Consider the following 19216-nt stretch of genomic DNA (forward strand, 5'->3'; position numbering starts at 1 on the left):
GCCAGTCTAGTAACTGCTCATTGCAGCATGTTCATGCGCTTGGCGAGCGCGAGGAGGGTCGGGGTGGGCTTAGCTCGGCCACGGCGCAGCCAGCCGGTGACAAGCTGGCGGCCGAGGAAGTGGTAGCGCACCTGCTCAGGTGCCATCTGCTCGGCGTCAAGCAGGGTCGCCTGGGCTTCTTCGTTCCGGTTCCAGCGGCTATACGCGCGAGCGACTTCGAGCGCATGGCGTACGCGGCGTTCCATGGGCATGGCAGACGTGTCGATGCGCGGCCCCAGGCCGACGGCGAACTGGATGTCGCCGAGTTCCGCCGCTGTGGCCACCCGGTGGACGGCCACGTTGGTCGGGCCGAAGGCCGTCCAGAGGTGGTTGCCGTCCCTGCCGAGACGACGGCCGGCGCTGTACGCCTCAGCGATGAAGGACCGCGTTGCGGTGCGGTCGTCAGCTCGTGCCGCCGCCATCGACCCGGCGAGGAGGAGCGTGCCGTAGATGGACAAGATCTCGCCATCGGCGGTACGCAGGCTTGAGGCGAACATGCCTGCTGCGTCCTCGGTCAGCCGGACAGCCTCTCGGTACTTTCCCGCTGATTGAAGCGCGTGCACCACGCTGCGCGTGAGCGAGCCGATGACCGCGATGTCTTCGGTCTGCCGTGCGGTGGCGAGTCCTCGCTCGGCTGCGATCCAGGCGAGGTCTGCCTCACCGATCTTGGTCAGCTGGGTCGCGGCGAGCTGGTAGGTCAGCCCCAGGAGCCGATGCGGTTCCATGGTGCTGGGACCGACCTCCACGGCCGCCTGCGCCTGTGTCAGCAGCTCAGGCAAGCGGGCGGTGACGTAGCCGAATCGCGATGCCTGGTATGCATCCCAGAGTTCACATACTTGTCGCGTGAGCTGGTCGATAGTCGGGGGTTCGACCGCGCCCACGGAGCGACCGAACATCGTGATCTGGCGGTAGTCCAGCAGCGCGTCACGCAACGCCGACACGGTGCGGTGCCCGGTCTCGGACGTCCATTCAAGGAGTGACGGTTCGGCCAGCAGGTCACCAAGAGCGATATCGAGCGCATCGGCCATAGCCTTGATCACCGACAGCCGGTCGAGCTCGATCCTGTTGTTCTCGACCTTGCTGAGCCAGTCGACCGTACGCCCGACGAGACCGGCCAGGACCTCCTGCGACAGGCCGCGCCTGCGCCGATACCAGGCGACACGCTCCCCGATCGTCATGGCGCTCGTCATCCCACGCATGGCTCATCCTTCGCCGAACGCGGCCGGATACCCCGGAAGAATTTTCCGGGATCGATCCCTCGGGTGGCCTCACCCTGTATGCATCGTCGGGCCCGAACGTCCCACTGGCAAGCCAGCGGGCACCGCGCTCGACTCGAAGCGCCTTGCGCCGTTTCCAGTCAACGGGACGGGGGTGGTGCGAGGCCAAGGCGCGCGGCGACCTCAGTTCACCGCACCGAACCTGGTCGCCGCGCGCATCCAGACCCTGGAGGATCGATGCTGCATCACCCAGAACCGCCGCCCCGCTACCTCGTGTCGCTCACCTGCGTGCGCACTCTGCGTTCCCACCACCAACACCGCGACGAGCGAGCCGACCCCGAACTGATTCTGGAATCGTTCGCCGCCGCCGACCTGGCGGCCGCAACGCAGGTCTTCAACGCCCTGTGCGGTCTCCCCATGGTCAAGGCCGGCCGCCAACGCGCCAAGATCGTCCAACTCGCCAGCAGTGACACGCTTCGGACCACTCAATGGGATGCACCACTCCTCACCTCAGCAGCACGACCCCGCCTGAATGCCTGATCCGGAGGTCGGCGTGAGCACAGCCGCTGCACCGCGAATGATCGCAGATGTCTTCCACACTCTGGTCGTCCAGCCCACAACCCTGTGCAACCTCGACTGCGGCTACTGCTACCTGCCCGACCGCAGACGGCAGCGCCTGATGAGCGCCGACGTGGCCGCGGCGCTGGCCGCATCCGTCGCCGAGCAGGACAGCACCTACCCGGTGGAGGTCGTCTGGCATGGCGGCGAGCCGATCGCCACCCCAATCGGGCACCTGCGCTCCTTGCTGGCCGAGTTCGAGCCCCTCCGGCGGTCCGGTCGGATCAGGCACGGCGTTCAGACCAACGCCACTCTGCTCAGCTCCGCGTGGTGTGACCTGCTGGTTGAGTACGGGTTTCACATCGGGGTGTCGATCGACGGTCCGGCCACGTGCAACGCCGCGAGGGTAGACCGGGCCGGGCGTCCCGCGTTCGATCGGATCATGCGCGGCATTCGACTCCTGCAGGAACACAGCGTGCCGTTCGAGGTGATCTGCGTGGTCACGGCGGACACGATCGACCGCGCCGACGAACTGGTCGAGTTCTTCACCGAAGTGGGCTGCGCCTCGGTCGGGTTCAACATCGAGGAACAGGAGGGCCTCAACGCGCACCGGCCGCAGGTCACCGCAGCGCGAGCGGAAGCGTTCTGGCTGCGGCTGTGGCAACTACGCGAAGCCGGTCACGCGCTGCGCATCCGCGAACTCGACCGCCTCCGCGACCACGTGTCCGCCATGCGCGGCGGCGTGGCTCCGGCCTCGCTGCCGTACGACCCGATTCCGACCGTCGCGCACGACGGCGACACCGTGATCCTGTCCCCCGAACTGCTCGGCATCCGCTCCGCCGCCTACGGCGACTTCCTCATCGGCAACGTGCTGCGGGAGTCGCTACCGACCATGACGACCTGGCAAAGCTGGGCATCACCGCCGAGACCGGCCTCACCGGCCTGCCGAGCGCCGCGAAGTTTGACAACCGCCCCACCTGGGACAACGGCAGCAAGGGCTTCGACAACCGGCCCACCTGGGACAACTGGTCGAAGTCGAAGAAGTGAACCACGATGGTGGCCCACGCGCGCGGCAGTGTGGGCCACCATCCCGGCGAACATAAGGTGATGCCTGATGGATACTCGAACGCTGCGCCAACTGGATGTGCTACTCCCCGGCGAGGAACCCGACGAACTCGACCTCGCCGAAGAGCTGCCCCGCGACGGCTCCACCGTCACCGAACAGCTGATCACCGGCGACGTCTGGTCACGCGCACAGCTTGCCCGCGTCACGCTCACCAGATCGTGGTTCATCGACGCCGACCTGTCGTCATCGAGGTTCGACAGCGTCACACTGGACCGCTGCGCCCTCAAGGGCTGCACCTTGGTCGGCACGCAGTGGACCGGCGCCGTATTCAAGAACGTCGTCCTGGAGAACTGCCGCCTGGACTACGCGACCTTCACCGAGCTGCGAGCCGCGGTGGGCGTCGCGCTGATCGGTTGCTCTCTCGTCGAAACCGTGTTCGACCGGTGCAGGCTGAACGCTCTGGCACTTGACGGATGCCGACTGACGTCGACTCGCTTCGAGGCGTGCGACCTGCGCGGAGCAGACCTACGCGGCAACGACCTCTCCACGGTCGGCGAGATCATGTCCCTGCGGGGCGCGGTCGTCGCCGACGCCCAACTGCCCGCGCTGACCGCGGCGCTGGTCAATGACCTCGAATTGACCGTGAGATAGCGGCAGGCGACCGTCCGAGACTTCCGCGACACTCAGCCCACCTTGGGCGCATTTACCGGTCTCGGCCGTCTGCTGAGTGATCTTCAGAGCTTGCCCTGCGGTTACATCGGCTCAGTCAATGGAACCCGTGGTGCGCCGCGCGTACCCGAACCCGGACCGGGCTGCGTGGATCGGCCCGGCGAACGCCCGGAATGTGCGATGGTGACCTAATGGCTGATCTCGACGAGGTGCGACGGATCGCGATGGCGCTGCCGGACGTCACCGAGCAGACCGACTCCGACACGCCCGCCTTCTACGTCGGCGGGCGCGGGTTCGTCTCGGTCAGCGGGGACGGTGCCCGCCTGCTGCTGCACGCGACGGCCGGCCGGGTGGCGAACGCACTGGCCGAGGACCCCGGGGTGTACCGCGAGCTGCGTCGCGGCGAGACGCTCGTCGGCATCGACGCCGACCTGGCCGCGATCCCGTCCGACCGCCTGGCCGATCTGGTCGACCACGCCTGGCATCTGCGTACGCCGAACAAGGCACGAAAATGAGGCAGGCGTCGCTAAACAGGCCGTGACCTGCGCAAACACAACGTCGTTCCATACGTGATCAAGGAGGTTCGCGGTCGCGGCCGTGAACCTCCCGCGTGTCCACGAGCGACGGGAACACCATGCCGACCGCCACCGCCGTCCCCTCCGCCCTGGTCGAGCGACGGCTCGCCGACCCGTACCCGTACTTCGCGTGGCTGCGCCGCCACGCGCCCGCGCTGCGCGAGGACAAACCCGGCGGCGCCGTCGTCTGGCACGTCTCGCGGTATGCCGACGTGCGCGGCCTGCTCAGTGACCGCCGCCTGAGCAAGTGCCCGCAGCGGGTGCCCGGTTACGTCGCCGGGCCGCCCGGCCTCAACCGGCACCTGGTGCACGCCGACCCGCCGGAGCACACCCGGCTGCGGCACCTGGTCGGCTCCGCGTTCATTCCCCGGCATATCGCCGCGCTGGAACCGCTCATCGACACCACCGTCCGCGACCTGATCGACGGGCTCGACGGCCGGGCCGAGATCGACGTCGTCGGCGACTTCGCCGCCCCGCTCACGTTCACGCTGATCTGCGCCATCCTGGGCCTTCCCGAGCGGCTGAACACCGACCGCACGCGGCGGCTGCTGCTGGCCACCGTGACGCCCGAGGCGGCGCGGCCCGGCCCGGACGCCGACGGCACGCCGGCCGGCCTGATCGGCGAGCTGATCGCCGACAAGCGCCGCGGTGGGCACGGCGAGTCCGACCTGCTCGGCGCGCTGGTGTCGGCGTGCGGCGCCGCGGGCGGCCTGACCGAGGAGGAGCTGGCCTCGACCGCGTACCTGCTGCTGCTGGTCGGCCACGACACCACCATGAACCTGATCGGCAACGGCATGCTGGCGCTGCTGCGCCATCCGGAGCAGCTGGCGCTGCTGGAGCGGGAGCGGGTGCCGATCCGCACCGCAGTGGAGGAGCTGCTGCGCTACGACTCCCCGGTGCGCGACGCCACCTTCCGCGTGGCCGCGGAGCCGCTGACGGTGGCGGGCGAGCGCATCGAGCCGGGGCACATCGTCAGCCTGCTCATCGGCTCGGCCAACCGCGATCCGGACGTGTTCGAGCAGCCCGACCGGGTCGACCTGGCCCGTACGCCGAACAACCACCTGGCGCTGGGGCACGGCACGCACTTCTGCATCGGGGCCGCGCTCGCGCGGCTGCAGGCCTCGATCGCCTTCCCGCTGCTGCTGCGCCGCCTCGGCCCGGTGCGCCTGGCCGTGTCCGAGGACGAGCTGCGGTGGCGCCCGACCAGGGTCATGCGCGGGCTGTACGCGCTGCCGGTCGTCCGCGCCTGAAGGGGCAGGCCGGGACCTACTGCCCGTCACGCCGAGGCGCAACGACCCGGCACGCCGGTCTCATCGGCTCTGCCGCCCACGGGTCCGCGGTGCGACGGTGAGCAGTGGAGGCAGCCGGACCGAGGAGGTCGTGATGATGCCCTGGTATGGAGGAATGCCCGCTTGGGGTATGGGCCTGATGATGGCGTCCGTGCTGGCGGTGCTCGCGCTGCTGGTGGTCGGCGCTGTGCTGCTCGCCCAGCGGCTGGACGGCGGCGGGCGCGCCGCGGCGGTGCCGCCGACCCCGCAGCAGGTGCTCGCCATGCGCCTGGCGCGCGGCGAGATCACCGAGGCGGAGTACCGCGCCCGGCTCGCCCTGCTGGCGGGACGCCACGGCGCCGGCTGAGACGAGCCGTCAGGCCTGGACCGCCTCCGACGGCTCCTGCCGGGAGGCTGTCCACGGCTGCTCGGCCCAGGGCTGTAAGCCGGTGTCCAGCACCGCGTCGAGCGAGGCGCGCAGCTCGGCGGCCTCGGCGGCCCCGAACTTCGCCTCGAACCGTTCCTGCGCCTGCTGCCACAGCGGCAGACCCGCCTTCACCTTGGCGAGTCCGGCCGGGGTGAGGGCGACCAGGCGGGCCCGGCGGTCGGCGGCCGACGGCTCGATGGTGACCAGGCCCTCGCGCGCGAGCGGCTTGAGGTTGGTGGCCATCGTGGTGCGGTCCATCGCGATCAGCTCGGCGAGGCCGCTGATCGTCAGCTCCCCCCGTACGCTGAGCAGCTGCAGAATGCTGAACTGCGTGGATCGCAGCCCGATCGGCGCCAGCGCCCGGTCATAGGTCGCGCCGAGGTATCGGGCCGCCTTGCGCAGCGCCAGGTTGTTGCACGGCCCGACGGGCGTCCGTGTGGTCACCGTCTCCTCCCTCCGAGGACACCGCCAAGGATACGCGCAGGTGCTCGCAATTGCGACGGTGGACCTCCGGGCGGGCTTCGGCGGCCCGCCGCCCTTGACCGCGAGCGGCGGTCGCATCGCCAATACGCGCATATGCTCGTATCACCTGCAGGCGCCCGCCCTGAAGGCATCAATAGGCCGGTCCGCCATACGGGCGGGTCGGCGAGGAAGGACAATCTCCGTGGACCTGAAACTTGAAGTCATCGTGCTGCCCGTCACCGACGTGGACCGGGCCAGGGCCTTCTACGAGGCGGCCGGCTTCCGGCTGGACCTGGACAAGGCGCCCACCGAGGACTGGCGCGCGGTGCACCTCACGCCGCCCGGTTCCGAGTGCTCGATCATGTTCGGCAAGGGGCTCACCTCGGCCGAGCCGGGCTCGGTCCAGGGCCTGTACCTCGTCGTCGCCGACATCGAGCAGGCCCGCGGGGAACTGGTCGGCCGGGGCATCCAGGTGAGCGAGGTGTTCCATGACGGCGGCGGACTGGTCTTCCACGGCCACGAGGGCGGGGACGTCACCCACCGCGCGCCCCAGGCCCGGCTCACCGGCCCGCACCCCGGGCGCGCCGACTACGGCTCCTTCGCCACGTTCCGGGACCCGGACGGCAACGGCTGGGTGCTGCAGGAGGTCAGGAAGCGGGCACCTGGGCGCTGACCCCGGCCTCGTGCCGGACCACGGGTGCCCGGCCCGTGGTCCGGCCGGAATAGGAGCATATGCTCGCAATGTTGACGACCGTGGCTTCGCATAACGCGAGCCGCCCGTCTCCCGACCAGAAAGCCGTGCCATGACCTCCTCTCCCGTCTCCGCCACCCCGGTCGCGGCGAGTGCAGCCGCCCCGGATCAGCCCGCGGCCACCCCGCCGGTGCGCACGTGGCTGCAGCCCGTGGTGATCGCGCTGGTCGTGGTGGCCGCGTTCCTCAGCTGCTACCTGGGACTGCAGCGCGATCCGCAGCCGCGCGGGATCCCGGTCGCCGTGGCCGGAGCGGAACTGCCCGGCCAGGTCGGCCGGGCCCTCGGCGACCGGGTCGACATCCGGCCGGCGGCCGACGCCGCGGCCGCGCGCGAGGCGGTGCTGCGCCACGACGCCGTCGCCGCGCTGAGCGCCGACGGGCAGGGCGGCCTCGCACTGCGGATCGCCGGGGCGGAGGGCGCCTCCACCACGTCGGCCGTCAAGGCGCTCGTCGGCGCGTACGCCGGCGGGGCGGGCCTGCACCTGACCACCGAGGACGTGGTCCCGCTGGCGCCCGCCGACGCGCGCGGCCTGGCCGGGTTCTACCTGGCGTTCGGCGTGTCGCTGGCCGGGTTCGTGCTCGCCTCGAACGCGCTCGGCCTGGCCGGGGCGCTGCTCCTGCGGCACCGTCTCTGGCTGCTGGCCGGCACGTCCCTGGCCATCGGCACCGTCGCCGCGATCATCGCGGGTCCGGTGCTGGGCGCGGTGCCGGGCGCGCTCGTGCCGCTGGCGCTCACGCTCGCCCTGCTGGCGGCCGCGGCCGGGTTCACCACCAAGCTGCTCGGCACGTACCTGGGCCCGATCGGCCTGCCGGTCGCCACGCTGGTGCTGCTCACCCTGGGCAACGCTGTCAGCGGGGCCGTCGTAGGCGCCGACCTGCTGCCCACGGCGGCGAGAGCGCTGTCGCCGCTGCTGCCGCCCGGCGCGGCCGTACGCGCCATCAGCGACCTGAGCTACTTCCACGGCGCGCACGCCACGGGACCGGTGCTCACCCTGGCCCTGTGGGCGGCGGGTGCCGCGCTCCTGATCTGGCTGCGGCCGCGCCTGACCCGGCACCGGAGCGCGACCGTGCCCGCCTGACCGGCGGGTCTAACCGAAGGAGAACGCCCATGACCAGCCAGGATCTCGTCCTCGTCACCGGCGTGGGCGGCGTCGGGCGCACCGTCGTCAACAAGCTGCGCGCGGACGGCGTGCCGGTGCGCGCGATGGTCCGCCGCGACGACGAGCGCGCCGGCGCACTGCGCGAGAGCGGCGTCGAGGTCGTGCTCGGCGACCTGACCCGGCCCGAGACCGTCGCGGCGGCACTGGACGGGGCCGGCGCCATGTACTTCGCGATGCCGGTGTCGGCGGATCACCTGCTGGCGGCGACCGTCGTGGCGAGTGTGGCACGGGAGTACGGCGGCCTGACCGGCCTGCTGGACATGTCGCAGATGACGGTGTCGCAGATGACCGCGACCAGCACCGGCGAGTCCCACCAGCAGCGGCTGCACTGGCTGGCCGAGCAGGTGTTCGACTGGTCCGGCCTGCCGGTGATCCACCTGCGGCCGACCTCGTTCCTGGACAACCCACTGTTCACGACACTCGCGGCGCAGTCGATCCGGCGCGACGGCACCATCGCGCTGCCGTTCGGCACCGGCCGGACCTCGCCGGTGGCCGTGGACGACGTCGCCCGCGTCGCCGCCACGGTGCTGCGCGATCCGGCCGTTCATGCCGGGCACGTCTACGAGCTGACCGGCCCGCGCAGCGTCGGCATGCCCGAGCTGGCCGAGGAGTTCTCCCGGGCACTGGGCCGGACGGTGTCGTACGTGGACGTGCCCGCCGACCGGTGGCAGGCCGAGGTGCTGGCGCGGGCCGGCCTCCCGCCGCACACCGAGCAGCACATCGCCACCATGGCGCGCCTGCACCGGGAGAACCGCTACGACCGCACCTCCGGCGACGTCGCGCGCGTCACCGGCGTACCCCCGCAGAGCATCGAATCGTTCGTGGCCGCCCGCCGGGACTTCTACCTCGGCTGACCGGGCCCGACCACCCACCAGGAGGAGATCATGCGACTTCCGCGCCCCTTGCTCGCGGTGTCCGCGGCCGTGATGACGCTCGCGGTGTCCGTCGGCTGCTTCGCGCAGCTCTGGTGAGCAGCCGTGCGGCGTTGCGCCGATGTGGTGTCATCAGCGGGTGAACTCCGGGGCCGCAGGGACGACGATCGATCCGCGCTGGGCTCGCCTGCTGGACGCGCTGCATCCCGACGAGTTCCCGCTGCGCGAGCGCGTCAAGGAGCAGTTCGACGCGGCGATGATCGACCACATCTCCCGCGCCGACTACGGCCACGACGCTGAGCGGCACCGCCGCGAGGTCAGCGAGCTGCTGGCCGGCCGGACGTGGCCCGGTGAGCTCGACTGGGTTCCACTGGAGGTCCTCCAGCTGGCCCGGTGGAGCCGACCGGAGCTGCCGGACGGCCCGTTGCCGCCGACGGGGCGGCGCGGGCACGTCATGCGCCTGTTCGCGTGCATGGTGCTGATCCGCGTGCGGACACCCGCCGGCTTGCCCGTGGACACGCTCGCCCCCTTCGTGGCCAGCGCCGTCGAGCTGGGTTCGCCCTTCCTGGACGACGCGGTGCCGTATCTGGCGTGGTGCCGCCGGCACGAGCCGGGTGACTGGCGCGACGACCCGGCCGACCTGCCGTTTCTGACCTTCGCGCTACTGCTGCTCGCCACGGCGACGCGTGCCGAGCCGGAGGTGCTGGGCGGCCTCGGCGGCATGCTGCTGCGCGAGGTGGCGGCTGCGGTCGAGGAGCAGGGCGAGGGGTGGCGGATCGAGACCGAGCCGCCGCTGCTCGGGTCGCGCCCGCGGGCACAGCGCCACCGGGTCTGGTACGACCTGGCCGGCCGCTTCCTGGTGGACGGCGCGGACGGCACCGACCTCGGTGCCCGGCTGGCCGAACTGGGCCGGGCGGTGCGTGGGGAGTCGGGTGCGAGCACCGCCGACCTGCGAAACCTGTTCGCGGCCTGGGATCGCGCGGCGTAACCGGCCACTTCAGACATCCATGCCAATAGATGTTTCCCAATAAGTGGAATTCCTATTTCGCATGTAGGAGATGTGGGATAGCGTATCGGTCATGAGCAGCCAGCAGATCCTCCTGGACGGCACCGCGGTCGCGGTGTCGCGGGGATGCTGCCGGGGCTGGACCTCCGCTCGCGGCTGCTGCTGAGCGCCGCCCCCACCTCATTCAGCGCGACGCTGCCGGCCGTGACGCCCGGCAGCCGCCTCCTGCCCGCGGCACCGGCCGCCCGACACCGCAGCGCGACCACGCGACCCCAGGCGTGGCGCGTACCCGTCGTCTCCGCTCGGAGGACACCCCCATGACCGTCATCGCCAGACCCCCGGCGCCACTCGACGCCGACACGTTCCGCGCCCTGCTGCGCCGCCAGGCCGCGTCGGTCGCCGTGGTCACCGCCGCGGGCGACCCGCCGGTGGGCTTCACCGCGACCTCGTTCACCTCCGTGTCGCTGCACCCGCCGCTGGTGTCGTTCTGCCTGGCCCGCTCGTCGTCGAGCTGGCCGACCGTCGCCCGCGCCGAGCACGTCGCCGTGCACCTGCTGGGCGAGGGGCAGCACGAGGTGGCCCGTACGTTCGCCACCAGCGGCATCGACCGCTTCGCCGTCCACTCCGGCTGGCAGCCCGGCCCCTACGGCGTGCCGCTGCTGGACGAGCCGGTGGCCTGGCTGGTGTGCCGGGTCGCCCAGCGGGTCACCGCCGGCGACCACACCATCGTGCTGGCCGAGCCCCTGACCGGGCACCACGGCGACGGCACTCCCCTGCTCTACCACGACGGCCGTTACGCCGCCCTGCGTCCATCCCCGAAGGAGTGACCTATGAACCAGCCACCCGTCCTGGCCCGCCGCAGTCTCCTGTCCGCCGGCCTCGGCGCGCTCGCCCTGGGCCTGACCGCGTGCGCCGGCGCCGAGGCCCCGGCCGCGGCAGCCCTCGACACGCCGCTGACCGAGTCCGTCCCCAAGGGCACCAAGCTCGTCGTGGGCGACAAGGAGCACCAGTGGGCGATCGAGTTCTCCGGTGAGGTCAAGAACCTCACCTTCGAGGTGGAGTTCGCCAATCTCAGCGGCGGCCCGGAGACGCTGGAGGCGTTCCGCGCCCGCGCCCTCGACCTGGGCTCGGTCGCCGACATCCCGCCGATCCACTCGCACTGGACCAACATCCCGACGAAGATCGTCGCGTCGAAGTACCGGCAGGATCCGCTCAACCACGCCATCTACCGGCTCGGCATCGCACCCGGCGCGGGTGTCGGCACCCTGGCCGACATCCGCGGCAAGAAGGTCGCCTACAGCCCCGGGCAGGCGCAGGGCGCGCTGGTGCTGCGGGTGCTGCAGAAGGCGGGGCTGCGCAAGGAGGACGTCCAGCTGATCGAGCTGCCCAGCACCGGCGACGTGTACGCCAACGCGCTGGCCAGCCGCCAGGTCGAGGTCGCCCCGATCGGCGGCGTCCAGATCAGGCGCTACGAGAACAAGTACGGCAAGGACGGGGCCACCACCATCGCGCACGGGCTGCGCGACGACCCGGGCCACCTGTACGCGCCGATCACCGTGCTCGCCGACCCGGCCAAGGCCGCCGCGATCCGCGAGTACGTGCAGGTGTGGGCGCGGGCCTGGCGCTGGCGCGAGGCCAACCCCGACGAGTGGATCGAGCGGTACTACGTCAAGAAGCAGGGTCTGTCCGCCGAGGACGGCAAGTGGATCGTCGCCAACGCGGGCGTCGCCGACATCCCGGCGAGCTGGACCGACGCCATCGCCCGCCACCAGGAGACGATCGACCTGCTGGCCAAGGAGACCGGCAACAAGCCGCTGAAGGCCGAGGACCTCTACGACCGCCGGTTCGAGACCGTCGCCGCCGACGCCCTCGCCGCCGGAGGTGCGAAATGACCGCGTCCGTGCTCACCCGGCCGCAGACGGCGGCGGCGCCGCTGCCCGCCCGCCGGGCCCGCCGCCGCCTCGGACCCGGCCGGGCCATCCCGTTCGGGGCCGTCCTCGGGCCGCTGCTGCTGCTCGCCCTGTGGTCGGTCGGGTCGGCCGCGGGCTGGCTCGACTCGCGCACCCTGTCGGCGCCCTGGACCGTGGTCACCACCGCCGGTGACCTCATCGCCAGCGGCCGCCTGCAGGACAACCTCGCCGTCTCGGCGCAGCGGGCCGCGCTCGGCCTCGGCATCGGCACGGTCCTCGGCACGGTGCTGGCGCTCGTCTCCGGGCTCAGCCGGTGGGGCGAGGCGCTGCTCGACGGCCCGGTCCAGATCAAGCGCGCCATCCCGGGCGTGGCGCTGATCCCGCTGCTGGTGCTGTGGCTCGGCATCGGCGAGCAGATGAAGGTGACCACGATCGTGCTCGGCGTGTTCGTGCCGGTCTACATCCACACCCACAACGGCCTGCGCAGCATCGACAGCCGCTACGTCGAGCTGGGCGAGTCGCTGCGGCTGCGCCCGGCGGTGTTCCTGCGCCGCATCGTGCTGCCGGGCGCGCTGCCCGGGTTCCTGCTCGGCATGCGGTTCGCCGTGGTGGGCGCCTGGCTGTCGCTGGTGGTCGTCGAGCAGATCAACTCCACCAGCGGCATCGGTTACATGATGGACCTGGCCCGGGAGTACGGCCAGACGGACATCATCATCGTCGGACTCGTGCTGTACGGGCTGCTCGGGCTGGTGTCCGACGGCGCCGTGCGGCTCGTGCAGAGGAAGGCGCTGTCATGGCGACGCACGCTGGCGGACTGACCGCCACCCGCACCGTCCTCGTCCGGGGGCTGCGGCGCGGCTTCGGCGCCCGCACCGTGCTGGACGGCCTGGACCTGGAGATCGGCGCCGGCGAATTCGTGGCCCTGCTGGGACGCAGCGGCTCGGGCAAGAGCACCCTGCTGCGCGCGCTGGCCGGCCTGGACCGCGACGTGGCCGGCTCCGGCCTGGTCGACGTGCCGGAGCGGTCGTCGGTCGTGTTCCAGGACGCCCGGCTGCTGCCCTGGCAGCGCGTGCTCGACAACGTCGTGCTCGGACTGACCGGCCCGGACGCCGAGCAGCGCGGCCGCGCGGCGCTGGCCGAGGTCGGCCTGGCCGGGCGGGAGCGGGCCTGGCCCAACGAGCTGTCCGGCGGCGAGCAGCAGCGGGTCGCGCTGGCCCGCGCCCTGGTGTCCGAGCCGGACCTGCTGCTGGCCGACGAGCCGTTCGGCGCGCTGGACGCGCTGACCCGGCTGCGGATGCACGAGCTGCTGCGGGAGCTGTGCGCACGGCACCGGCCCGCCGTGCTCCTGGTCACGCACGACGTCGACGAGGCCGTCACGCTGGCCGACCGGGTGCTGCTGATCGACGAAGGGCGGCTCACCGTCGACGTCGCCATCGACCTGCCCGCGCCGCGCTCGCACCGGCAGCCGCGGTTCCTGGCCTACCGCGAGCAGCTGCTGCGCGCGCTGGGCGTAGACCAGAAGGAGGACTGAGCGATGCTGCACCTCAACGCGTTCCTGATGGGCGTCGGCCACCACGAGGCCGCCTGGCGCCTGCCCGAGAGCGACCCGTTCGCGCAGACCGACGTGGCGCACTTCCAGCGGCTGGCCCGCATCGCCGAGCGCGGCAAGCTGGACTCGCTGTTCCTGGCCGACAGCCCGGTGCTGTGGAACAGCATCGGCCGGCGCCCGTCCGGCACCCTGGAGCCGACCGTGCTGCTCACCGCCCTGGCCGCGGTGACCGAGCACATCGGCTTGATCGCGACCGCGTCGACGACGTACAACGAGCCGTTCAACCTGGCCCGGCGGTTCGCGTCGCTGGACCACATCAGCGGCGGCCGGGCCGGGTGGAACATCGTCACCACGGCCGGGGTCGACGCGGCCCGCAACTTCAATCTCGACGAGCTGCCCGCGCACCGGGACCGCTACGAGCGGGCCGCCGAGTTCGTCGAGCTGTCCCTGAAGCTGTGGGACAGCTGGGACGACGACGCGCCGCTGGGTGACAAGGAGGCCGGGCGCTGGGGCGACGACGACCTGCTCTACCCCACCGAGCATGCCGGGCGGCACTTCCGGGTCGCCGGGCCGCTCAACGTGCCGCGCTCGCCGCAGGGATACCCCCTGCTGGTCCAGGCGGGGTCCTCGGAGGACGGCAAGGAGCTGGCCGCCCGTTACGCCGAGGCGGTCTTCACCGCCCAGCAGACGCTGGCCGAGGCGCAGGCGTTCTACCGCGACCTCAAGCACCGCACCGCGCAGGCGGGCCGCGACCCGGACACGATCAAGATTTTGCCGGGCATCGTGCCCGCGATCGGGTCCACCGAGGCCGAGGCGCTGGCGCTGGAGGCCGAGCTGGACCGGCTCATCCGGCCCGAGTACGCGCGCAAACAGCTCGCCACCACGCTGCGGGTCGACCCCGAGGTGCTCGACCTGGACCGCGAGCTGCCCGCGGACCTGCCCAGCGAGGACGAGATCGAGGGCGCGAAGAGCCGGTACACGCTCATCGTCACGCTGGCCCGGCGGGAGCGGCTCACCGTACGCCAGCTCATCGGCCGGCTCGGCGGCGGGCGCGGGCACCGCACCTTCGCGGGCACGCCGGAGCAGGTCGCCGACGCGATCGAGGAGTGGTACCGCAGCGGCGCGGCGGACGGGTTCAACATCATGCCGCCGGTGCTGCCCTCGGGCCTGGAGACGTTCGTCGACCACGTGGTGCCGATCCTGCAGCGCCGCGGGCTGTTCCGCACCGAGTACACCGGCACCACGCTGCGCGAGCACTACGGCCTGCCCCGGCCGGCCAACCAGTTCACCCGGCAGCCCGCGGCTGTCTGAGCACTTCGGAGAGGACGACACAGACATGGTCGAGCAGAGGCCCTTCGGCCGCACCGGCGAGCGGATCAGCTCGCTGACGCTGGGCGCGATGAACTTCGGCGCCCGCGGCAACCCCGATCACGAGGACGGCATCCGGATCATCCACCGCGCCCTCGACGAGGGCATCACCGCGATCGACACCGCCGACGTGTACTCCCACGGCGAGTCCGAGACGATCGTCGGCAAGGCGCTGGCGGGCGGCCGTCGCGACGACGTCTTCCTGGCCACCAAGTTCCACGGCCAGGTCGGCGACAACCCGCGGCACCGCGGCAACTCCCGGCGGTGGATCTTCCAGGCGGTGGAGCACAGCCTGCGCCGGCTGAACACCGACTGGATCGACCTCTACCAGGTGCACCGGCCCGAACCGGACACCGACTTCGACGAAACCCTCGGCGCGCTCACCGACCTGGTCCGCCAAGGCAAGATCCGCTACCTCGGCACGTCCACGTTCGAGCCGTCGGCGATCGTGGAGGGGCAGTGGATCGCGCAGCGGCGCGGGCGCGAGCGGGTGGTCGCCGAGCAGCCGCCGTACTCGATCCTCGCCCGCGGCGTCGAGCGGGAGGTGCTGCCGGTCGCGCAGCGCTACGGCCTGGCCGTGATCCCGTGGAGCCCGCTGGCGGGAGGCTGGCTGTCCGGCCGCTACCACGGCGGCCTCGACACCCCGATCTCGCTGCGCGCCGAGCGGATGCCGGCCCGCTACGACCCCCGGGTGCCCGCCAACGCGGCCAAGCTCGCCGTGATCGACGAGCTGACCGCGCTGGCCGAGGAGGCCGGTCTGTCGCTGATCCACCTGGCGATCGCGTTCGTGCTGCAGCACCCGGCGGTCACGTCGGCGATCATCGGGCCGCGCACCCTCGCCCACCTGGAGTCGCAGCTGGGCGCGGCGAAGGTGACGCTGTCGGCCGACGTGCTGGACCGCATCGACGCCATCGTCCCGCCGGGCACCACCCTGAACGCGGCCGACGCGGGCTACCAGCCGCCGTCGCTGACCGACCCGGCGCAGCGCCGCCGCGGCACGGTGGCACAGCCGGGCGGTGCCCGATGAGCGCGGATATCGTGGTGCTGGTCGGCAACCCACGCCCCGGGTCCCGCACCCGGGACGTCGCCGAAGCCGTCGCGCAGGCGCTGCTCGACCGGCTGGGCACACCCCCGGACGGCGTCGACGTCCTGGAGCTGGGCGAGCTCGTCGGCGTCTCCTTCGGCCCCGAACCCGCCTTCGGGGCCAGGTCGGGCCCGGACCCGTTCGCCACCGTGCGCGCGGCGCGGCTGCTCGTCGTCGCCACACCGGCGTACAAGGGCACGTTCACCGGCCTGCTGAAGGTGTTCCTGGACCGGTTCGGCCACCGGCAGCTGGACGGCGTCACCGCCGTGCCGCTCGCCGTGGCCGCCACCCCGGAGCACGCCGAGGCCGCGGCGTCGGCGCTGCGTGACGTGCTCGTCGAGCTGGGTGCGCGGGTCCCGGTGCCGCCGCTGGCGGTGCCGGAGTCGCGACTGGCCGAGCGGGACGAGCTCGCCGCCGCGTGGGCCGGTCAGCACGCCGCCGCGGTCGCCTACCCCGTCGCGGCGGTGTGACCGTGGGCGCGGAGTTCCTCTGGTACATCCCCAACCAGGCGCAGCCCGGCCACCGCGGCGACGACGTGGTCGCCGGGCACAACAGCCTGGACACGCTCACCGCCCACGCACGGGCGCTGGAGGAGCACGGCTGGGGCGGGGCGCTGCTCGGCACCGGGTGGGGGCGGCCGGACACGTTCACGGTCGCCACCGCGCTGACGGCGCGGACCACCACGTTCCAGCCGCTGATCGCGATCCGGCCCGGCTACTGGCGCCCGGCCAACTTCGCCTCCGCCGCGGCGACGCTGGACCACCTGTCCGGCGGCCGGGTGCTCATCAACGTCGTGTCGGGCAAGGACGACCTGGCGGCGTACGGCGACCAGGAGGGCGACCAGGCCGACCGGTACGCCCGCACCAAGGAGTTCCTCCGGCTCGTGCGGCGGCTGTGGACGGAGGAGGACGTCACGTTCGAGGGCGCGCACTTCAGCGTCACCGGGGCGACGGTCGTGCCGCGTCCGGTCGTGCGGGGCGAGCGCAGGCACCCCCGCCTGTACTTCGGGGGCGCTTCGGCGGCGGCCGAGCGGGTCGCCGCCACCGAGGCCGACGTGCAGCTGTTCTGGGGCGAGCCGCTGGACGGCGTACGGGAACGGATCGAGCGGCTCAGGCGGCTCAGCGACGAGCTGGGCCGCGAGCACGCGCCGCTGGAGTTCGGCCTGCGCGTCACCACGCTGGTCCGCGACACCACCGAGCAGGCGTGGGCGGACGCCGAGGCCAAGGTCGCGAAGATGGCCGAGGCGGGCGGCGCGGGCGGGCGGGACGTGAAGTGGCGGGCGGCCGTCGGCCAGCAGCGGCTGCTCGACCTGGCGGCGCGGGGCGACGTGCTCGACGACAACCTGTACACCGCGCCGGGGCGGTTCGGCGGCGGCGGCGCGGGCACCACGTGGCTGGTCGGCTCGGCCGCGGACGTGGCGCGCTCGCTGCGCAGGTACCAGGACCTCGGCGTCACCCACTTCGTGCTCTCGGACACGCCGTACCTGCCGGAGATCAGGCGCCAGGGCGAGCAGCTCCTGCCGCTGCTACGCCAGGAGGCGCTGGTCTTCTGACCGGCGGCGCACGCCGGGGCGCGCGGCACGGGCACCGCGCGCACCGGCAGCGTCGTGGGCTGCTCGATCCAGGTCGGGTATGGACGGACGGCGATCAAGGCCGTACCTTCGTGGCGGAAGGTCGTGCGGCGGCGATCGGTGCCCTGTCCTGCCCACACCATGGAGCGCACGATGTCGCGGAAGACCGGCAAGCCGACGTACACCAGGCCCGCGGGCCCGTCCAGGACGGGCCGGGTGCTCGGGATCATCGGCGGGCTCGCCGCGGCGCTGCTGGTGGGCGTGCTCATCGGCACGCTGACCGCGCAGCCGGGCGGCACCGACGCCGCCGTGGCCGAGCTGCGCCGCCAGGAGGCGGCCCGCGACACCGTCCAGATCACCGAGCTGACCGCTCGCGCGCGGGACACCGGTAAGGCGATCACCCCGGTCATCGAGGGCCTGGCCGGGACCGGCGAGGTGGACGACGCGCAGCTGGCCCGGTGGCGGCAGGCCGTCGCCGCGGAGGTCGCCTGGTTTGCCAAGACCGTGTCCGGGGCGACCGCGACCAACGTCGCCCGCGGCGGGCTGCGCAACGCCGTGGAGCAGCTGGCCGCCGCCGTGGAGACGTTCGCCGCCGCCCGCGCCCTGCCCGCGTCGTCACGGCAGCCGGTGCTGGCCGCGGCGGCCCGGCAGCGGGAGCTCGCCGTGATGGCCTGGTCGGTGGCGGCCACCCAGCTCGACCAGATCAACGTCGACGCGGGCCACGGCCACCAGCACGTCTACCTGGAGATCGCCGGGATCAGCGGGCTGATGGCGGGCGACAGCCTGCCCGAGGGCACCGGGCACTGACCTGCCGGGGCGCGGTGAGCCAGGCCAGGGCACGGGGCAGCAGTCCGGTGGGCGGCGCCCAGACATGCCGGTCGGCGTAGTCCCACGCGTAGACGGGGTTGCCGTCGCGGACGAGTTCGCACAGCTCCGGCTGCCTCAGCTCACGGGCCGACCACTCGTACAGCGCCTGCAGCCGGGGCTGGATCACGCCGTAGTCGAGCAGCCGTCCCAGCCGGTGCTCGTGGGCCAGGTAGGCGCGGACCTCGGCCCGGGGCGGGTAGCGGTCGGGCAGCACCCGCCCCAGCGACAGGTAGAGGCCGGTCATGCCCACCCGCGGATCCCCGAGCACCCGGCCCAGCGGCGCGAACCTGCCCAGGGCCAGCCGGGGCGCGGCCACCAGCGCGTGCGCGTACAGCACCCGCAGCAGCACGACGTTGAGGAAGAACCGCTCGGGCAGCGGCTCCCGCGCGGCCAGGTCCCGATGCGCCAGGTACGCCGCGACGATGCTGGCGTTGTGCGCGCGATACCAGTTCCGCGCCGTCGGGGCGGCGACGAAGCCGTCCCAGAGCCGGACCGCGGGCGACGAGGGCTCCCCCGGCAGACCGCCGGCCCGTGCCACGGCCTCGCAGCCGTCCCGGAGCAGCCGGTCGTTCACCGCCCGCCACCACGGGCTGCCGGGCGCCCGCGCGGCAGGCGGGTTCAGCACGCCCCGGCCGAGCTGCCAGCGCATGAACGACAGCGCCGCGCGCCGGTAGGGCAGGTGCCGCGGCGCCCGGCCCCACGGACCCCGGTAGGTCCGGTCGAGCAGGGCGATCCGCCGCGCCGGAAAGTCGCGTACCCCCGCGACCAGCGCCACGGCCCACTCCGCAGCGGTCGCGGA

At 72.6% G+C, this 19216-nt stretch carries 22 protein-coding genes and 1 pseudogene; 20 read left to right on the top strand and 3 right to left on the bottom strand.

Annotated elements, in window-relative coordinates; genetic code table 11:
* Window positions 1-17: 17 nt before the first annotated feature.
* Window positions 18-1238 (bottom strand): helix-turn-helix domain-containing protein, encoded by a 1221-nt coding sequence (locus tag CS0771_RS28575; RefSeq protein WP_203752671.1) that lies wholly within the window; start codon window positions 1236-1238, stop codon window positions 18-20.
* Between the two features lie 255 nt (window positions 1239-1493).
* Here CS0771_RS28575 and CS0771_RS28580 point away from each other — a divergent pair, with 255 nt between their 5' ends.
* The 7 genes and pseudogenes from CS0771_RS28580 to CS0771_RS28605 all read left to right on the top strand — a co-directional run bounded on the left by CS0771_RS28580 (window position 1494) and on the right by CS0771_RS28605 (window position 5759).
* The gene (locus CS0771_RS28580) at window positions 1494-1796 is read left to right on the top strand and encodes a hypothetical protein (protein WP_212843884.1); all 303 of its coding nucleotides are present in this window, start codon (window positions 1494-1496) and stop codon (window positions 1794-1796) included.
* Window positions 1797-1833: 37 nt separating this feature from the next.
* Window positions 1834-2346 (top strand): annotated as a pseudogene (locus CS0771_RS39520) (radical SAM protein); the annotation flags it as partial.
* Window positions 2347-2471: 125 nt separating this feature from the next.
* A complete protein-coding gene (gene amcA, locus CS0771_RS39525) occupies window positions 2472-2861 on the top strand; it encodes a multiple cyclophane-containing RiPP AmcA (protein WP_305835814.1) in 390 nt (129 codons plus the stop codon).
* Between the two features lie 67 nt (window positions 2862-2928).
* Complete coding sequence (locus CS0771_RS28590) at window positions 2929-3531, top strand: pentapeptide repeat-containing protein (RefSeq protein ID WP_212843885.1); 603 nt, start codon at window positions 2929-2931, stop codon at window positions 3529-3531.
* Window positions 3532-3740: 209 nt separating this feature from the next.
* The gene (locus CS0771_RS28595) at window positions 3741-4064 is read left to right on the top strand and encodes an MmcQ/YjbR family DNA-binding protein (RefSeq protein WP_203752681.1); all 324 of its coding nucleotides are present in this window, start codon (window positions 3741-3743) and stop codon (window positions 4062-4064) included.
* A 95-nt stretch (window positions 4065-4159) separates the two neighbouring features.
* A complete protein-coding gene (locus tag CS0771_RS28600) occupies window positions 4160-5374 on the top strand; it encodes a cytochrome P450 (protein ID WP_212843886.1) in 1215 nt (404 codons plus the stop codon).
* A gap of 154 nt (window positions 5375-5528) precedes the next feature.
* Window positions 5529-5759: an SHOCT domain-containing protein gene (locus tag CS0771_RS28605; RefSeq protein WP_212843887.1), complete on the top strand. Its 231-nt coding sequence runs from the start codon at window positions 5529-5531 to the stop codon at window positions 5757-5759.
* A gap of 9 nt (window positions 5760-5768) precedes the next feature.
* Here the strand turns inward: CS0771_RS28605 and CS0771_RS28610 are convergent, their stop codons facing one another.
* Window positions 5769-6263 (bottom strand): MarR family winged helix-turn-helix transcriptional regulator, encoded by a 495-nt coding sequence (locus CS0771_RS28610; protein ID WP_212843888.1) that lies wholly within the window; start codon window positions 6261-6263, stop codon window positions 5769-5771.
* A 220-nt stretch (window positions 6264-6483) separates the two neighbouring features.
* On the opposite strand from CS0771_RS28610, the gene CS0771_RS28615 reads away from it, so the two are divergent.
* The 13 genes from CS0771_RS28615 (at window position 6484) to CS0771_RS28675 (ending at window position 18357) form a co-directional block, all read left to right on the top strand.
* A complete protein-coding gene (locus CS0771_RS28615) occupies window positions 6484-6954 on the top strand; it encodes a VOC family protein (RefSeq protein ID WP_212843889.1) in 471 nt (156 codons plus the stop codon).
* Window positions 6955-7084: 130 nt separating this feature from the next.
* A complete protein-coding gene (locus tag CS0771_RS28620) occupies window positions 7085-8110 on the top strand; it encodes a hypothetical protein (protein ID WP_212843890.1) in 1026 nt (341 codons plus the stop codon).
* A 29-nt stretch (window positions 8111-8139) separates the two neighbouring features.
* On the top strand, window positions 8140-9045 hold the full coding sequence (locus CS0771_RS28625) for an NAD(P)H-binding protein (RefSeq protein WP_212843891.1): 906 nt from the start codon (window positions 8140-8142) through the stop codon (window positions 9043-9045).
* 157 nt (window positions 9046-9202) lie between these two features.
* Window positions 9203-10051 (top strand): hypothetical protein, encoded by an 849-nt coding sequence (locus CS0771_RS28630; RefSeq protein ID WP_212843892.1) that lies wholly within the window; start codon window positions 9203-9205, stop codon window positions 10049-10051.
* A 335-nt stretch (window positions 10052-10386) separates the two neighbouring features.
* Window positions 10387-10896, top strand: a complete 510-nt coding sequence (locus CS0771_RS28635) for a flavin reductase family protein (RefSeq protein WP_212843893.1) — start codon at window positions 10387-10389, stop codon at window positions 10894-10896.
* 3 nt (window positions 10897-10899) lie between these two features.
* Window positions 10900-11961: an ABC transporter substrate-binding protein gene (locus CS0771_RS28640; protein WP_212843894.1), complete on the top strand. Its 1062-nt coding sequence runs from the start codon at window positions 10900-10902 to the stop codon at window positions 11959-11961.
* Window positions 11958-12797 carry an ABC transporter permease gene (locus tag CS0771_RS28645; protein WP_212843895.1) on the top strand — a complete coding sequence of 280 codons (840 nt, stop codon included), beginning with the start codon at window positions 11958-11960 and terminating at the stop codon, window positions 12795-12797. The genes CS0771_RS28640 and CS0771_RS28645 overlap by 4 nt, the downstream gene beginning before the upstream one ends.
* On the top strand, window positions 12773-13510 hold the full coding sequence (locus CS0771_RS28650; protein WP_212843896.1) for an ABC transporter ATP-binding protein: 738 nt from the start codon (window positions 12773-12775) through the stop codon (window positions 13508-13510). The genes CS0771_RS28645 and CS0771_RS28650 overlap by 25 nt, the downstream gene beginning before the upstream one ends.
* 3 nt (window positions 13511-13513) lie before the next feature.
* The gene (locus tag CS0771_RS28655; RefSeq protein ID WP_212843897.1) at window positions 13514-14839 is read left to right on the top strand and encodes an LLM class flavin-dependent oxidoreductase; all 1326 of its coding nucleotides are present in this window, start codon (window positions 13514-13516) and stop codon (window positions 14837-14839) included.
* Window positions 14840-14864: 25 nt separating this feature from the next.
* A complete protein-coding gene (locus CS0771_RS28660; protein ID WP_212843898.1) occupies window positions 14865-15923 on the top strand; it encodes an aldo/keto reductase in 1059 nt (352 codons plus the stop codon).
* Window positions 15920-16450, top strand: coding sequence for an NADPH-dependent FMN reductase (locus CS0771_RS28665; protein WP_212843899.1), 531 nt, complete (start codon window positions 15920-15922; stop codon window positions 16448-16450). Before CS0771_RS28660 ends, CS0771_RS28665 begins: the two co-directional genes overlap by 4 nt.
* 2 nt (window positions 16451-16452) lie before the next feature.
* Window positions 16453-17532, top strand: a complete 1080-nt coding sequence (locus CS0771_RS28670) for an LLM class flavin-dependent oxidoreductase (RefSeq protein WP_212843900.1) — start codon at window positions 16453-16455, stop codon at window positions 17530-17532.
* Window positions 17533-17703: 171 nt separating this feature from the next.
* A complete protein-coding gene (locus CS0771_RS28675; protein ID WP_212843901.1) occupies window positions 17704-18357 on the top strand; it encodes a hypothetical protein in 654 nt (217 codons plus the stop codon).
* On the opposite strand, the gene CS0771_RS28680 is transcribed toward CS0771_RS28675, so the two are convergent.
* Window positions 18308-19192 carry a hypothetical protein gene (locus tag CS0771_RS28680; protein ID WP_212843902.1) on the bottom strand — a complete coding sequence of 295 codons (885 nt, stop codon included), beginning with the start codon at window positions 19190-19192 and terminating at the stop codon, window positions 18308-18310. The two genes, CS0771_RS28675 and CS0771_RS28680, sit on opposite strands and share 50 nt — an antisense overlap.
* Window positions 19193-19216: the final 24 nt, after the last annotated feature.

Origin of the sequence: Catellatospora sp. IY07-71, assembly GCF_018326265.1 — a bacterium.
In the GTDB taxonomy this organism is placed as follows: Bacteria; Actinomycetota; Actinomycetes; order Mycobacteriales; family Micromonosporaceae; genus Catellatospora.

Coding starts and splice junctions, on each gene's coding strand:
- CS0771_RS28575 (WP_203752671.1), bottom strand. CDS start 1,238: ATGCGTGGGATGACGAGCGCCATGACGATCGGGGAGCGTGTCGCCTGG.
- CS0771_RS28580 (WP_212843884.1), top strand. CDS start 1,494: ATGCTGCATCACCCAGAACCGCCGCCCCGCTACCTCGTGTCGCTCACC.
- CS0771_RS28590 (WP_212843885.1), top strand. CDS start 2,929: ATGGATACTCGAACGCTGCGCCAACTGGATGTGCTACTCCCCGGCGAG.
- CS0771_RS28595 (WP_203752681.1), top strand. CDS start 3,741: ATGGCTGATCTCGACGAGGTGCGACGGATCGCGATGGCGCTGCCGGAC.
- CS0771_RS28605 (WP_212843887.1), top strand. CDS start 5,529: ATGCCCGCTTGGGGTATGGGCCTGATGATGGCGTCCGTGCTGGCGGTG.
- CS0771_RS28620 (WP_212843890.1), top strand. CDS start 7,085: ATGACCTCCTCTCCCGTCTCCGCCACCCCGGTCGCGGCGAGTGCAGCC.
- CS0771_RS28625 (WP_212843891.1), top strand. CDS start 8,140: ATGACCAGCCAGGATCTCGTCCTCGTCACCGGCGTGGGCGGCGTCGGG.
- CS0771_RS28635 (WP_212843893.1), top strand. CDS start 10,387: ATGACCGTCATCGCCAGACCCCCGGCGCCACTCGACGCCGACACGTTC.
- CS0771_RS28640 (WP_212843894.1), top strand. CDS start 10,900: ATGAACCAGCCACCCGTCCTGGCCCGCCGCAGTCTCCTGTCCGCCGGC.
- CS0771_RS28645 (WP_212843895.1), top strand. CDS start 11,958: ATGACCGCGTCCGTGCTCACCCGGCCGCAGACGGCGGCGGCGCCGCTG.
- CS0771_RS28650 (WP_212843896.1), top strand. CDS start 12,773: ATGGCGACGCACGCTGGCGGACTGACCGCCACCCGCACCGTCCTCGTC.
- CS0771_RS28655 (WP_212843897.1), top strand. CDS start 13,514: ATGCTGCACCTCAACGCGTTCCTGATGGGCGTCGGCCACCACGAGGCC.
- CS0771_RS28660 (WP_212843898.1), top strand. CDS start 14,865: ATGGTCGAGCAGAGGCCCTTCGGCCGCACCGGCGAGCGGATCAGCTCG.
- CS0771_RS28665 (WP_212843899.1), top strand. CDS start 15,920: ATGAGCGCGGATATCGTGGTGCTGGTCGGCAACCCACGCCCCGGGTCC.
- CS0771_RS28675 (WP_212843901.1), top strand. CDS start 17,704: ATGTCGCGGAAGACCGGCAAGCCGACGTACACCAGGCCCGCGGGCCCG.